Annotated in this window: 12 protein-coding genes; 4 read left to right on the forward strand and 8 right to left on the reverse strand. The window is 66.0% G+C overall.

Annotation, left to right across the window (positions count from 1 at the left end; translation table 11 throughout):
- Positions 1–67: 67 nt before the first annotated feature.
- Positions 68–730: a hypothetical protein gene (locus I5E68_RS06225; protein ID WP_197162126.1), complete on the forward strand. Its 663-nt coding sequence runs from the start codon at positions 68–70 to the stop codon at positions 728–730.
- Positions 731–770: 40 nt separating this feature from the next.
- On the opposite strand, the gene I5E68_RS06230 is transcribed toward I5E68_RS06225, so the two are convergent.
- From I5E68_RS06230 to I5E68_RS06255, 6 genes are all read right to left on the reverse strand, one after another.
- The gene (locus I5E68_RS06230; protein WP_197162128.1) at positions 771–1535 is read right to left on the reverse strand and encodes a lysophospholipid acyltransferase family protein; all 765 of its coding nucleotides are present in this window, start codon (positions 1533–1535) and stop codon (positions 771–773) included.
- A 12-nt stretch (positions 1536–1547) separates the two neighbouring features.
- Positions 1548–1985: a Fur family transcriptional regulator gene (locus tag I5E68_RS06235; protein WP_197162130.1), complete on the reverse strand. Its 438-nt coding sequence runs from the start codon at positions 1983–1985 to the stop codon at positions 1548–1550.
- Between the two features lie 204 nt (positions 1986–2189).
- On the reverse strand, positions 2190–2636 hold the full coding sequence (locus I5E68_RS06240; RefSeq protein ID WP_197162131.1) for a Ros/MucR family transcriptional regulator: 447 nt from the start codon (positions 2634–2636) through the stop codon (positions 2190–2192).
- A 168-nt stretch (positions 2637–2804) separates the two neighbouring features.
- Positions 2805–3266 carry a GNAT family N-acetyltransferase gene (locus I5E68_RS06245; RefSeq protein ID WP_370463729.1) on the reverse strand — a complete coding sequence of 154 codons (462 nt, stop codon included), beginning with the start codon at positions 3264–3266 and terminating at the stop codon, positions 2805–2807.
- Between the two features lie 28 nt (positions 3267–3294).
- On the reverse strand, positions 3295–3999 hold the full coding sequence (gene tsaB, locus I5E68_RS06250) for a tRNA (adenosine(37)-N6)-threonylcarbamoyltransferase complex dimerization subunit type 1 TsaB (RefSeq protein WP_370463730.1): 705 nt from the start codon (positions 3997–3999) through the stop codon (positions 3295–3297).
- 28 nt (positions 4000–4027) lie between these two features.
- Positions 4028–4606, reverse strand: a complete 579-nt coding sequence (locus tag I5E68_RS06255; RefSeq protein ID WP_197162132.1) for a NifU family protein — start codon at positions 4604–4606, stop codon at positions 4028–4030.
- A gap of 151 nt (positions 4607–4757) precedes the next feature.
- Between I5E68_RS06255 and I5E68_RS06260 the strand changes: the two genes are divergently transcribed.
- The 3 genes from I5E68_RS06260 (at position 4758) to I5E68_RS06270 (ending at position 10161) form a co-directional block, all read left to right on the forward strand.
- Positions 4758–5537, forward strand: coding sequence for a CPBP family intramembrane glutamic endopeptidase (locus I5E68_RS06260; RefSeq protein ID WP_197162133.1), 780 nt, complete (start codon positions 4758–4760; stop codon positions 5535–5537).
- A 79-nt stretch (positions 5538–5616) separates the two neighbouring features.
- Entirely contained in the window at positions 5617–8595 is a 2979-nt protein-coding gene (locus I5E68_RS06265; RefSeq protein ID WP_197162134.1) for a M16 family metallopeptidase, read from the forward strand.
- A gap of 192 nt (positions 8596–8787) precedes the next feature.
- Positions 8788–10161: a class II 3-deoxy-7-phosphoheptulonate synthase gene (locus tag I5E68_RS06270; protein WP_197162135.1), complete on the forward strand. Its 1374-nt coding sequence runs from the start codon at positions 8788–8790 to the stop codon at positions 10159–10161.
- A gap of 100 nt (positions 10162–10261) precedes the next feature.
- Here I5E68_RS06270 and I5E68_RS06275 read toward each other — a convergent pair whose 3' ends face one another.
- A complete protein-coding gene (locus tag I5E68_RS06275; protein WP_197162136.1) occupies positions 10262–13117 on the reverse strand; it encodes a hypothetical protein in 2856 nt (951 codons plus the stop codon).
- Positions 13118–13471: 354 nt separating this feature from the next.
- A complete protein-coding gene (locus tag I5E68_RS06280; RefSeq protein ID WP_197162138.1) occupies positions 13472–15070 on the reverse strand; it encodes an arylsulfatase in 1599 nt (532 codons plus the stop codon).
- Positions 15071–15129: the final 59 nt, after the last annotated feature.

Genomic DNA, 15129 nt, shown 5'->3' on the forward strand with positions numbered 1-15129 from the left:
AACGGCCCTCTAGCGCTTTGCGCCGCGCGCCGCTAGGGCAAGCGCACGCCATCCGAGGGATCTTATGATGAATGCACGCCGCCTTGCCGCAACTGTCCTCTGCTCCGCCGCCACGCTGGCGCTGCTGAGCGGGTGCAAGTCAGAAGGCGAGATCGTGGTCAATTCGGGCGTCGGCATCACCGCCGTGCGCAGCCGCTGCCCGGCCGTGGGTATCCCTGACTATACCGGCGACATCACGCTGTTCCGTGGCGCGGCCAAGACTGCCGATGCAATCGACGTGGTCGCCTCGATGACCGACGTGCGCGCGCAGTGCAGCGACGATGCCGCGAATCAGAAGGTCTACACCAACGTGACCTTCAAGGTGCGCGGCCAGCGCAGCGACACATCCGGCGCGCGCCAGGTTACGCTGCCCTATTTCGTCAGCGTTCTGCAGGGCGGCAGCGCGGTGATCAGCAAGCGCGTCGGGCAGGTCACGCTCAACTTCGCCGATGGCGAGGCCCGTGCCGAGGCGACCGCATCGGGCGGCGCCCATGTCGACCGTGCCGCCGCGACGCTGCCCGAGGACGTGCGCGACCGCATCACCCGCAAGCGCAGTGCCGGCGATGCCGATGCCGCGCTCGACCCGCTCGCCGATCCCACGGTCAAGGCCGCTGTCGCGCGTGCCAGCTTCGAAGTCCTCGTCGGCTTCCAGCTCAACGACGATCAGATCACTTACAACGCCAGGCGCTGAAGCCTGCTGCGGGGCGTCTCGCGCTAGCTACGGCTCGCGCTCAATCGTCTTGCGCGATCGCCTTGCGCGCTTCGCGGGCGACGACCTTGCGGTCTGCGCGCTGCTCGTCGCTCAGCGGTTCGAGAAAGTGGATGGTGAGCGTGACGGGACGTGCGCGCGCAAGGATGCGTAGCGCGTTGTCGATGCCGCTCTCGGCCCCGACCCAGGCGATCTCGCGCGCGTCCTCGCCATAGTCGAGGCGTACCGGCTGGACCGCGACATGGTCGAGGTCGCTCTCGATGGCGGCGAGCAGCGAGGACTTGAACGGGAGCAGTTCGCGCCCGTCCGCCGTCGTGCCTTCGGGGAAGATCGCCAGCGAGCCGGTGTCGGCGAGCGCGGTGCGGACCTGCTCGATCTGGGCGCCGACCGAACGGCGGTCGTGGCGCGCGATGAAGACCGTGTCGTTGAGCGAGCACAGCCAGCGCAGCGGCCCGATCGCGGCCAGTCCATCATGCGCGACGAAGGCGCAGCCGCTCGCTCCCGCCAGCGCCGGGATGTCGAGCCAGCTGACGTGGTTGGCGAGCAGGAAGGTGTTCTCGTGCGCCAGCTCGCCGCGAATGCGCAGGCGCAGGCCCGCAATCGTGCCGAGCGCGCGCAGGAAGCGGCGCGGGACCGGGTTGTGGCGCGTGAAGAGCGCGCACAGGCCGTAAGCTGCTGTTGCGAGAAGCAGCGCCGCGAGCATGGCGAGAAGCCGTGCCGCGATGCGCAGCCAGCCAGCGGGGGAAGGGCGTGGATGGGCGCCGGGCGCGGGTGGCGATGCGCTCATGCCCGGGCGGGATCAGCCGCGCTGGTCGCCGCCATCGCGGTCGATCCGGACGCCGAACAGTTCCATGCGATGGTCGACGAGGCGGAAGCCGAGCTTCTCGGCGACCTGCTTCTGCAGGGCCTCCAGCTCGGGGTCGACGAACTCGATCACCGCGCCGGTCTCGACGTCGATCATGTGGTCGTGGTGCGCCTCGGGGGCGGCCTCGTAGCGCGCGCGCCCGTCGCCGAAATCGTGGCGGTCGAGGATGCCCGCTTCCTCGAACAGGCGCACGGTACGGTAGACCGTGGCGATCGAGATGCCCGGATCGATCGCGGTCGCACGCGCGTGCAGCTTCTCGACGTCGGGATGGTCGGTGCTTTCGGACAGGACCTTGGCGATCACCCGGCGCTGTTCGGTGATGCGCAGGCCGCGCTCGGCACAAAGGGCTTCAAGGTCGATGGGCTGGTTCACGTCGGGCCTGTCACGCTAGAAAACACAAACACCGGCCCATGTAGGCCGGTGCAGGTGCGATAACAACATTCGCGGTATCGATGGAAGGGGGCACGGGTCACCTTTGCACGGTTACGCTGCGGAAAATATGGGGTTCCGCAGCGCAGTCCGGTGCAGGGGCCAGTGAGCCGAGGCGTCGCCGTGCCCGCCGTCCGACCGTGCCGATCAGGCGGCAGCGGTCTTGGGCTTGCGGCCGCGGCGCGCGTTGGGCTTGCGCCCGAGGCCGATCTTCTTGGCCAGTTCGCGACGCTTCTCGGCGTAGTTGGGAGCGACCATCGGGTAGTCGGCGGGCAGGTTCCAGCGCGCGCGATACTCTTCCGGGGTCATGTTGTAGTGCGTCATCAGGTGACGCTTGAGCATCTTGAGCTTCTTGCCGTCTTCGAGGCACACGATGTAGTCGGGCTTGACCGAGGAGCGGACCGAAACCGCCGGCTCGGGCTTCTCTTCCTCGACCACGCTCGCGCTGCCGAGACCGGACAGGGCGCCGTAGACGTTGGTGATGAGCGAAGGCAGATCGTCGACCGTCACGGAGTTGTTGCTGACGTGGGCAGCAACGATGTCGGAGGTCAGGGTGATGAGCGTTTCGCTCATGTCGGACTGGATGTTATCCATCTTGATTTCCTCGATTGCGACCGTGGTTTGTTCTTGGCTGCGAGCCGGATGGCCGGCGTGCAAGTCGATCAATGGACGAAATTCCGCGCGCTTGCAAGTAGCTTCACTGCAAAGTCGCAGCTTTCATTCAATAGTTATATAATGAATGCTTGAATTGATTGCATTTGGTTAGGTTATGTCGCGAGCGAAGGTTATTGCGTCGATACGTTCGCCGCCAGTCGTGGCATAGTAGGCTTTCCGTAGCCCGACCGGCAAGAATCCGAACCCGCGATAAAGCGACTCGGCAGGATTGCCACGGCGCATTTCCAGTAGAAGCCGTTCGTTGTTGCGCGTGCGTGCTGCACTTGCGAACGATTCGAGCAGGATCAGGCCAAGGCCATTGCGGCGATACTGCGGAGAGACGGCCAGTAACAGAAGCTCTTCTTCGCCAAAGCCACTGCGGGACATCCAGAACCCGGCTGCGTGAACGTTCTCAGCAGGAAATGTGCCATCAGCAGCCACGAGCGAATAGTGTGTGTGAGGGAAGTTGAGCGAGTCCTCAACTTGGCGGCGGGTCCAGGCTTCGCCGTATTGCGGGTCGAATGCTGTTTCCATGACGGTCATGATCTTGTCGAGATCGTCGATCAGCATGCCGGATCCGGCTCCTTGGATTTCAGGGTCAGGACTGACCGGGCGTCGCTTCGCCCGGCAGGAGGCCGCCGGGAAGGCGGGCGTCAGGTGCACGCCCGTAAAGCGGGCGCACGTGGTCGGTGAGTGCGGCTGCGGGCAGCAGGCCAAAGGCGCGTGCGTCGGGCAGCAGCGCCATGGCCTCCCCGTTCCCGCGCAGGGCGATGAGCGCCTCGGCCTGGTTGCCCGCGACGTAGGCGGCGGTGATCGTTGCGGCTGCATCGGCAGGCTTGAGCGAGGCGAGTTCGCCCAGCGGCGTGCCGCTGGCGTCGAAGCCTTGCGTGAACCATTCGCCGTGGCCACCGGTCATCGCCACCGCGACCGGGCCGCTCGCGCCTTCTCCCCGAGCCATCGCGGCGACGAGGGCGAGGGTGGAATAGCCTTCGATCTGTGCGCCCCAGGCCAGTGCGAGCGCGCGCGCGGCGGCAAGCCCGACCCGCACGCCGGTAAAGCTGCCCGGGCCAAGTGCGACGACGATACGCTGTGCCTTGCCGCGCTCGGGCAGGGCACCGATCATCGGCACCAGCGCCTCGGCATGACCGCGCCCGAGCACGCGAAATTCGCCGCCGAGCAGCGTCTCGCCTTCGAACAGCGCGACCGAACAGGCCTCGGTGGCGCTGTCGATCACGAGCGTGCGGCCCGGCCCGGCAACAGTCGGGTCGGCAGCAGGCGTCGTCTGGGGGGTCGGGCTCGTCACGTCTCGCTCCGCAGCGCGGGAGGCAGCGTCAGGCGGCGCGGACCTCGGTCACTTCGGGAACGTAGTGCTTGAGCAGGCTCTCGATGCCGTGCTTGAGCGTTGCGGTCGAGGAGGGGCAGCCCGAGCAGGCGCCCTGCATCGAGAGGTAGACCACGCCTTCGCGAAAGCCGCGATAGACGATGTCGCCGCCGTCGTTGGCGACCGCCGGACGCACCCGCGTCTCGATCAGGTCCTTGATCTGGACGACGATGTCGGCGTCTGCTGGATCGTCACCGAAATCGTCCTCGCCCTCGGCCGGGACCGCGAAGCCGCTGGCATCGCCGCCCGCGAAGAGCGGGGCGCCCGAGACGAAGTGGTTGAGCAGGATCGAGACGACCTGCGGCTTGAGCATGGGCCATTCGACGCCCGGAGCGGCGGTGACCGAAACGAAAGAGGAGCCGAAGAACACGCCGGTGACGTCGCCCAGCGAGAACAGCGCCTCGGCCAGCGGCGATGCCTCGGCATCCTCGGGCGAGGTGAACTCGCGCGTACCTGCGGGCATGACTTCGCGTCCGGGCAGGAACTTGAGCGTGGCGGGATTCGGCGTGGTTTCGGTCTCGATAAACATGGCTCCAGCGATTTAGGCCAATTCGACAGGTAATCAAGGCGCGACTTGAAACCTTCGCGGCCGTTGGCGGTGCATTTCGCGAAACCGGGATCTCGTGGCATGATCGGTGTTCACGGTACTGGCGCTTTTCTTGAACGGCGGGGTTCGTAGAATGACGATGAAGCACAACCGTCTGCTTGTCAGTATCGTCGTCCTGCTGCTTTGGGCCGCTGCGACGATGTTCGGGGCGCAAGTACTGGCCGGGGGCGAGGAAATCTCGCTCGATAGCCTGGTGCAGCGCGGGATCGGCTGGCAATTCGTCGCCGCCATCGCGATCCTGCTCGGGGCCATCGCACTGTTTCGCTGGCGCGACATCGGCTTCACGGCGCCGCACGATCTCTTGCGCATCCTGTGGTTTCCCGGGCTTTACCTCGTGTTCTTCGCGGTCCTGATCGTCTTGTTCGGTCTGCCGCCGGCGCGGGTGGCAGGGCTGGTCTTCGTCAATACGATGATGGTGGGTTTTTCCGAGGAAGTGATGTTCCGCGGTGTCTTGCTGCGCGCCTCGCTCGAACGGATGTCGATGTGGGCCGCGATCGGACTGAACATGGCGCTGTTCGGCGGGGTGCATGCCTTCAACGGCTTCATCACCGGCGACTTCGGCGCGGCGGCGCTGCAGTCGCTGGCGGCAGCGATGAGCGGCCTCGTGTTCATAGCCATCGTGCTGCGCACCGACTCGATCTGGCCCGCGATCGTCTATCACGGCCTGTGGGACTGCGCACTGTTCCTGATCGGGCTTGCTGCAAACGGCTCGGGCGGGGGCGAGAGCGCGGGCGGTGCTGCGGGTCAGTTGTCCGCTTACGGAGCGCTGCTGCCGATGGCGCTCGTCCTGCCCAATTTCCTCTTCGCGCTGTTCGTGCTGCGCAAGGTCGGGGGCAGGGCGAAGGCGGCGTGAGCGCGCTAACCCCGATGCTCACGTGGTAGAGCCCTCTATTCACTGGCCCTTAATCGGTGGCTTGCTTATAGCTTGGGCAATGACGAAATCGATGCGCGCCGCAAGTTCGCTCGCCAGCCTGCTCGTCCTGATGCAGGTTCCGGCTCAATCCGTATTGGCACAGGACGCCGGGTCGGACCTTGGTGCTCCGCTCGAGGCGAGCCCGGTGCAGGCTCCGGTCCTGCAGACGAACGAAGACGATCCCTGGCTCTACCGCGGCAGCGACATTCCCCGCGACAAGGGCTGGCACTTCGGCGAGATGGACAACGGCCTGCGCTATGCGGTGCGCAAGAACGGGGTGCCGCCGGGTCAGGTCTCGATCCGCGTGCGCGTCGATGCCGGATCGCTCTACGAGACCGACAGCGAGCGCGGCTATGCGCACCTGCTCGAGCACATGCTCTTTCGCCAGTCGAAGTACATCGAGGAAGGGCAGGCGATCGCCGCCTTTCAGCGGCTCGGCGCGACCTTCGGTTCGGACACAAATGCGGTGACCTCGACCACGCAGACGGTGTTCCAGCTCGATCTGCCCAACGCCACGGCCAGCTCGCTCGACGAGACGTTCAAGCTGATGTCGGGCATGGTCAGCGCGCCCACGCTCTCTGCCTCCAACCTCAAGCAGGACCTGCCGATCGTGCTGGCCGAGATGCGCGAGCGCGGCGGTGCGGCCAAGCGCGTGCAGGATGCCATGCAGAAGGTGTTCTATGCCGGGCAGCCGCTCTCCGAGCGCGAGCCCATCGGCACCGTCCAGACGCTGACCTCGGCGACGCCCAAGTCGGTGCGCGCCTTCTACCAGCGCTGGTACCGGCCCGACAACGTGACGGTGATCGTCGCGGGCGATGCCGATCCGGCGATGCTGGAGAGCTACGTGCGCAAGTGGTTCGGCAGCTGGCAGGCCAAGGGGGCCAAGCCCGAGGCGCCCAGCTTTGGCGCGCCGGTCGCACCCAAGGGCTACGCCGGCAACAACAAGGAACTCGCGCCCGTGGGCGAGACCCGCGTGCTGGTCGAGCCCGACCTGCCGCCGGGCATGATGGTCGCCACCTTGCGTCCCTGGCATCAGGTCATCGACAACATCCCCTACAACCAGGGGCTGATGACCGACGCCATCGCACAGGCCATCATCAACCGCCGGCTCGAGAGCAAGGCGCGGGCAGGGGGCAGCTTCCTCACCGCCTCGGTCAACCAGGAGGACGTCGCGCGCTCGGCCGATGTCACCTTCGTCTCGGTTACGCCGCTGGGCGATAACTGGGAGGCGGCGCTGCGCGACGTGCGCGCGGTCATCGCCGATGCCATGACCCGTGCGCCGACGCAGGCGGAGATCGACCGTGAGGTCGCCGAACTCGACGTCGCTTTCCAGGTGCCGGTCGAGCAGCAGCGCATCCTGCCCGGCTCTAAGCTCGCCGACGACCTCGTCAACGCGCTCGACATCCGCGAGACCGTTGCCGCGCCCGACGACGTGCTGCGCATCTTCCGGGAGTCCAAGCCGCTGTTCACCCCCGACGCGGTGCTCGAGCATACCCGCCAGCTGTTCTCGGGCACGGTGACGCGCGCGATGTTCACCACGCAGGAGGCAGGCAAGGTCACCGATGCCGCGCTGCGTCAGGCGCTGATCGAGCCGGTCAAGGCAGACGCGACCGCGCGCCTCGCGGTCAATTCCGACCCGGTCTCCTTCGACAAGCTGCCTGCCATCGGTGCACCCGCGCAGCCGGTAGCCGATACCCCGACCGGGCTGCTCGACATCGAGGAACTGACTTTCGCCAACGGGGTCAAGGTCATGCTCTGGCCGGTGACCGAGGAGCCGGGCCGGGTCGTGGTCAAGGCCCGCTTTGGCGGGGGCACCCGCTCGATCGCGCCGGGGGATTCGCCCTACATCACGCTTGGCCAGTACGCGCTGGTCGGCTCGGGCCTTGCCAATCTCGGGCAGGAAGAACTCGACCAGATCGCGACCGGGCGCAAGATGGGCTTCGAGTTTACCGTCGACGATGCCGCCTTCCAGCTCAAGGCCGAGACGCGTCCGCAGGACCTCGCCGACCAGCTCTATCTCTTCGCCGCCAAGCTCGACCTGCCGCGCTGGGACGTGAACCCGTTCGAGCGCGCCAAGGCCGCGGCCAAGATCCAGTACGATACCTATGCGACCTCGCCGCAGGGCGTGCTCAACCGCGACCTGCAGTTCTACCAACGCGGCGAGGACCCGCGCTTCTCGACGCCCACGCCCGCCGAACTCGACAAGACCACGCCCGAGGGCTTCAAGCGCGTGTGGTCCAAGGCGCTGTCCGAAGGCCCGGTCGAGGTGCAGATTTACGGCGACTTCGACAAGGCAGTCGCGATCCCGGCGCTCGAGAAGACCTTCGGCGCGCTCAAGAGCCGCAAGCCTGCCGCGTCGACCGCGGACCCTGCCGCCGTGGCGGTGCCCAAGCCTTCGGAAAAGCCGATCGTGCTCACCCACCACGGCGATCCCGATCAGGCCGCGGCGGTGATCTCGTGGCCGACCGGCGGCGGTTCGATGGGCATTCGCGAATCGCGCCAGCTCGAGATCCTCACGCAGATCTTCACCAACCGGCTTTTGGACGCGGTGCGCGAAAAGCTGGGCGTCGCCTATTCGCCCTACGTCTACTCGAGCTGGCCGGTCGATCTTCAGGCGGGCGGCTCGATCACCGCGATGGCGCAGGTCGATCCCAAGTCGGTGCCGGTCTTCTTCCAGACCGCGGACGAGATCGCGCAGGACCTGATCGCCAATCCGCCCAGCGCCGAGGAACTCCAGCTCGTCACCGAGCCGCTGCGCCAGCAGGTTACCCGCGCCGCATCGAGCACCGCGTTCTTCATGAACCAGCTCGAGGGCGCGACCAGCGATCCCTCGCGTCTGGGGACGGTGCGCACGATCCTCTACGATTACACCGAGACGACGCCCGAGAAGATGCAGGCGCTCGCCGCGCGCTATCTCGGCGAGAACGCCTCGTGGCGCCTCGCGGTCATGCCGCAGGACAAGGCCGGCGAGAGCGGCGCGGTCGTCGCCAGCAAGTGACGCGCTGGCGCGAAAGGGCGGCCCGCGCATCCGGCGAGCGGTCTTTCGCGCAACCGATCGTGCTGATCGGCTAAAGCGGCTTTGCAAAAATTGCCCGCGCGGGCTATGGGGCGCCCCTTGCTTGCGCTTGGGGACCCCAGAGTCCCGGCGCTTTCGGCTCGGGAGAGGGCCGTATTTCAGGAGGTTAGTAAAGTGGCTGGAAATTGGACCCCGGACGGCTGGAAGGCGCACGAAGCGCGCCACCTTCCGGAATATGGCGACGCGGCGAAGCTGGCAGAGGTCGAGCAGACCCTCGCATCGTTCCCGCCGCTGGTCTTTGCCGGCGAGGCGCGCGAGCTCAAGAAGGATCTCGCCGAAGTGGCCGAAGGCCGCGGTTTCCTGCTCCAGGGCGGTGACTGTGCCGAGAGCTTTGCCGAGTTCCACCCCAACAACATCCGCGACACCTTCCGCGTGCTGCTGCAGATGGCGGTGATCCTCACCTTCGCCAGCAAGCAGCCGGTGGTGAAGCTGGGCCGCATGGCAGGCCAGTTCGCCAAGCCGCGCTCGGCGCCGACCGAGACCGTGAACGGGGTCGAGATGCCGAGCTACTTCGGCGACATCATCAATGGCATCGAGGCCGACGCCGAATCGCGCCGCAACGATCCGGCGCGCATGCTGCAGGCCTTCGGCCAGTCGGCGGCGACGCTCAACCTGCTGCGCGCCTTCGCGACCGGCGGCTATGCCAACCTCAGCCAGGTCCACCAGTGGACCATGGATCACATCAACCGCAGCCCCTGGGGCGAGAAGTTCGCGCAGATGGCCGACCGCATCGGCGAGGCGCTGGAATTCATGGCGGCCTGCGGCGTCGATCCCTCGAGCGTGCCGCAGCTGCAGGGCACCAGCTTCTACACCAGCCACGAGGCGCTGCTGCTGCCTTACGAGCAGGCACTGACCCGCCGCGATTCGCTCACCGGCGAGTGGTACGACTGTTCGGCGCACATGCTGTGGATCGGCGATCGCACCCGCTTCGAGGGTTCGGCTCACGTCGAGTTCCTGCGCGGCGTCGGCAATCCCATTGGCATGAAGTGCGGCCCGAGCCTCGAGCCCGACGCGCTGCTCAAGATGCTCGACACGCTCAACCCCAAGCGCGAGGCGGGCCGCATGACCCTGATCAGCCGCTTCGGCCACGAGAAGGTCGAGGCGGGCCTGCCCAAGCTGGTGCGCGCGGTGAAGGCCGAAGGGCACCCGGTGGTCTGGTCGTGCGATCCCATGCACGGCAACGTCATCAAGACCGAAAGCGGCCTCAAGACCCGCCCGTTCGACCGCATCCTCTCCGAGGTGCGCGGCTTCTTCGCGGTGCACCGCGCCGAGGGCACGCATGCGGGCGGCATCCATATCGAGATGACCGGGCAGGACGTGACCGAGTGCACCGGCGGCGCCATCGCCATCACCGACGAGCGTCTCGGCGATCGCTACCACACCCATTGCGACCCGCGCCTCAACGGTGCGCAGTCGATCGAGCTGGCCTTCGAGATGGCCGACCTGCTCAACCTCGAGGCGAACGAGCGGCACAAGCAGGCCGCCTGAGGCCTGCCGTCGCGCCCGCTTGGCGGGCCTGTCTCGCCAGACACCGAAACGAGAAAGGGGAGCCTTGCAGCTCCCCTTTTTTGTCTTGCCCGGAGCGAGCCTATTCGCTGCTGGTCATGGTTCCCCAGAAGGCGCGTTCGTCGGGGGCCTCGATCTTCGACTGGGTGGGCGTGCGCGGCTTGATGAAGTAACCGCAGCCCTCGCGCGTGCCGTCGCCTTCGGGCGAGAGTGCTGCATTGTCCCGGCCCCCGCATGGCGGCAGCTTCTCGTGTCCGGAATCGAACCCGCGCACCTCGCACCAGCCCGAAATGCGGGTGCTGGCATAGACGTTGCCGCGCTTGCCCTTGGTCGCGGGCCAGAACTTCGTGCCCTCGAACTTGAACCGCCCGTAGAGCACCGAGGAGCCATAGTTGTTCTGGCAATGGCTCGACAGGGCATTGGTCGCGGTCGTGGTCAGCAGGTCGGCGGCGTTCTCGAGCGAGGAGCGGCCGATGTCCCATTTCTGCGAGCCATCGACCAGCAGGCGGTTGACCCGCACGTACTTGGTCTGGCGCTTGAGGTCCGGGCGCAGGCGCTGCGCCGTCAGCGAAGACAGCGAAGCTGGCGCGCCGCCGCCGAAGCTGCGGTTCGACTCGTAGCCGGTCCCATTCGGCGCGAAGTTGGCGTGCAGCGCGCGCGCCTGCTTGGCGTAGCTGTCGCCAGTACCCTCGACCTGCTCGCACGAGACGCCGCTCACGTTCCAGCCATCGCTGGCGGTATCGCGTAAGGCAGCCTCGATCGAGCGCTTGCCTGCGCCGAAATCGGCACGGGCATCGCCGAGGGCGGGGCCGGTATCGGAGACGGTCTGGCTGACCGGGCCGAAGCGGAAGCCGTGCTTGGCGCGGGTCCCGCCGACACCGGTATAGTTGACGCTGCAGGTCATGGCGGCGTGATAGGTGACAGTGCTGGGCTTGGTCTGCGCCGCGGCTTGCGATGAGGCCTGCGAGGTAGATTGCGTGCGGGCCTGATCGACTGCGCCCTTGTCGTTGCTGGCAACCTTCGTCGGCGCGCCAGATGACGACGAACCGGAGCGGCTGGCACTCGCGCGTTTTGCGTTGCTCGGAGCGGTGCTGCTGGCCGTAGTGCTGCTTGAAGAGACGGTGGAGCGGCTCGGACGGGTACGCGCCTGGGCGGCAGCGAGGCGGCGGCGATAATCGTTGTTGTAAGCCTCTTCACGGCGCTTCTGCGCTTCGTATTGCGACGTGAACGCGGCGGCATTGCCCTTGAGGGCGGCCATCGTCTGCGCGAGCTGCTTGGCGCGGCGGTGCGATGCAGCCTGTTCGCGCAAGTAGGCCTGATGTTTGCGTTCGATGCGCTCGACTTCCTCGCGCGCGCGGCGGGCCTCGGCGACACGCTCGCGCTCGGCCTTCTGTGCGGCGAGGCGCTGGTTGTAGGCGCGCCCCTGTTCGAGCAGATCCTGCGGCGTGCTGCCCTTGGTATCGCGCAGGTCACTGCGCGCGCCCAGCTGGGCGAGCAGGCCGCGCGCCTGTTCGAGGCCGCTTTGCGAGAATGTCCGCGACTGTCCCGAGAAGCTCAGCCGGGCATTGCGACTGCGTTCGGCGACGGGAATGGCGGCATAGACCTCGTGCAGCAGGGTCCGGCCCTGCGGGTCACCGTATGCAAGATTGGTTTCGTTGAGAACCTGTTCGATCATCGACTTGTCCGCCGACATCAGCGCGAGCGCCATGAGATTGGTCGTCGGGGCGAGGTCGATCCGCTCGCGGCGCAGGACCCCGCTCGCCGCGACGCGCGTGAGCAGCGCGGTGTTCGACATGGCGATGGCATTGGCGATCTCGGCATAAGTGTAGTCCTGTGAAGCCTGCGCTGCCGCCATGCGTTCGAGCCGGGCCTGAAGCTCCGCGTATTGCGGATATTCGGCCAGCAGATCACGCCCGGTTCGGATCGGCAACGAGCGCTGACCGTAACTTTCCAGCGAGGCGCGGGCATCGAGATAGCCCAGTTCGAACAGGGACCAGATGAGCTCCGGATCGGCCTCGGCCTCGACCAGCATGTGCAGCGGCTGCACATCCGCGCCCGAAACCGAGCGCGCCGCGCGCCGTGCGGGTGCAAGAAAGGCGCGGGCATTTTCGTCCTGTTTGAGGAAGAAGATGTATTCGCGCACGAACTGGAACATCTTCCTGTCGCTGTAAGTGAAGTCGAGCGCGCCGCTGGCCAGTCCCATGAGGCAGGTGAAGTAGGCATCGCGCCGCTTCATGTCGGATCCGCCGGGGACGAAGCCTGCGATGGTCTCGATGGTCGAGCCCTTGCCGATGCAGGTCTCGGTGCGCGCCGGGCGCGGATCGGCGGGGAAGGGCTTCTTGTCCTCGATGTCGACCATCGCCCACTTGTTGAAGCCACGCTGCTGCTGGGCATAGCAGCCCTTGCTCTTCGCCAGGCTTGCGCGAAGCGTTGCGGCGTGGGTTGCAGGCTCCGCGATCTTGCGCATGGCATCGTCGATGTCCTTGCCCATCGCTGCAAGGTCGACATCCTTGCTCCATTGCGAGCGCGGCTTCATGCCGGTGGTCCATGTCCCGTCAGGGCCGGCGCAGGCGTCGAAGCGCAGCTTGTAGCCTTCCTTGTAGTCGACGAAATAGACCAGAGCGCGGGTCTCGACCATATCGAGGGCAGGCGCACCGGCTTCGCGGATCATGATGTCGCCACCGGCGATCTTCGAGAATTCCTCTTCGAGATAGGGCGTGCTGAAGCCCTCGGGTCTTTCGAAGACGACCGTGTAAGACTTTTCAGGCTTGCCATAGGGCTTGTCGTATAGCGCTTTGAACCGGGCCCTGAGTGCGTCGAACTGCTCCGTATCAGTGCGCTCCAGCGCGCTGGTGGCTGCTTCCTGCGCGTTAGCCGCATGCGGCAGCAGCGCCAGGCTTGCCACGCCCAGCGTCAGTATTGTCGTTCTGGCTGTCATCAATCCCGCCCCTGTTGCTCGGGAGGGGAATAGTCATCGCCCAGTATCCCCGCCCGCTTCCGGTAATGCGGGTAGTAGTATGAACGATATTTAACCATGGCTGCAACCGTTTGAAGTCAAGTTTTTCAAGAAACTTCATTGGTTTCGTGCAGGAGACCACAAAGGTGTGATGACGCATTCACAGCCGGGAGCTCGCCTGACCGACGCCGGGACCGTCGATTACGCACCATGACCTCGAAAACGAATGAGCCCGAGCCCTCGGCCCTTTTTGGGAGATTGGCCGAGGGCGACAGTCACGTGGTCCGGGTTCGGGTCCGGGTCCGGGGGGCGGCTTACGGGAATAGGCGCGGGCGCTTAGTTGGTCTGGGCGCTGTAGGCCTCGTCCATCATTGCATCGACGTCGAGATCGAAGCTCTTCTGGCGCGGGGGGAACTCCTTGAGCGTGGCCATGAACCGGGCGACCTGCTGTCCGGCCGGGCCCAATGTCCAGGAATGGTTCTCCTGCCATTCGTCGTAGCCGCGTGCCTCGTAGAAGCGTTCGAAGGGGTCCAGCTTGAGGTTGGTGATATAAGGGGTCACCATCTGCTGCTGAACGCCGTTGAACCACTTGTCCTGCTCCTTGAACAGGAACTTCCAGTCGCCGTATCGCAACCCGTGCAGGGTCGTTTCGGTGAAATAGTAGAACTCCTTGCGCTTCGTCGGTCCGCGCCCGGAGAGCAGCTCGGTCTGGTCGACCCCGTCGAGATGGACCTTGTAGCGGGTGCCGCCGATGGACTTGCCACCCTTGAGATCCTGCACCAGCGTAGGCTGGCCTAGCACCGACATGATCGTGGGGACCCAGTCCTCCATCGTCATGAACTCGCCGGTGGTGGTGCCTTCGGGAACATGGCCGGGCCACGAGACCATCATCGGCACGCGAAAGCCGCCCTCGTAGCCGCCCACGCCCTTTTCGCCATGGAAGGGCTGGTTGCCGCCATCGGGCCACGAGTTGGAAGCTGCGCCGTTGTCGGTCGAGAACATGATCATGGTGTTGTCGGCAATGCCCAGCGCCTCGACGAGATCGAGCAACTGGCCGACCTGATCGTCGAGCTGCTGCATGCCATCGGAATAGAGCCCGTAGCCGGACACGCCGTCGTATTCGGGCGGCAGGTTGGTGCGGTAATGCATCCGGGTGGTGTTGTGCCACACGAAGAAGGGTTTGCCCGACTGTGCCGCATCGGTGATGAAGCGCTTGGATTCGGTCAGGAATTCATCGTCGAGATGGCGCTGGCGTTCCTGCCCGAAGGGGCCCTTGTCCTCGATCCGCTGACCGCCCTTGCCGTCGGCCCAGCTATGGATGACGCCGCGCTGCTGGAAGGCGGGGTTCTCCTTGGGATAGTCGTATTGCTCGGGATATTCCCCGGCATTGAGGTGATAGAGAATCCCCATGAACTCGTCGAAACCGTGAGCGGTGGGCAAGTGCTCGTCGCGGTCGCCGAGATGGTTCTTGCCGAACTGGCCGGTGGCATAACCAAGCGGCTTGAGCATTTCGGCGAGCGTCGGGTCCTCCTTTTGCAGACCAAGCTCGGAACCGGGCAGGCCGACCGTGCTGAGGCCGGTGCGGATCGGGTACTGGCCGGTAAGGAAGGCGGCGCGCCCGGCGGTGCACGAGGCCTGGGCATAGTGGTCCATGAACAGCATGCCCTTGGCGGCGATGCGGTCGATATTGGGCGTGTTGTGGCCCATCATCCCGCGATGGTAGGCGCTGATGTTCCACATCCCCACGTCGTCGCCCCAGATGACGAGGATGTTGGGGTGCCTGGACGTGCCTGCCTGCGCCCGCAGCGGGGTCGGGGCGGCGAGCGAGCCGATCACCGGCAGCGTGGCGGCAAGGCCGGTGCCGAGCAGGAGCTTGCGCCGGGTAAGATCGGTCTGGGCAGGGGAGGGGGCGGCAGGCGTCTTCACATCGTCCATGGGCAGCGTCCGGTCCTTGCAATCGAGAGGGTTCGCCTCGGCAGGATGCGGGACACACG

The sequence above is a fragment of the Novosphingobium aureum genome (genome assembly GCF_015865035.1).
In the GTDB taxonomy this organism is placed as follows: Bacteria; Pseudomonadota; Alphaproteobacteria; order Sphingomonadales; family Sphingomonadaceae; genus Novosphingobium; species Novosphingobium aureum.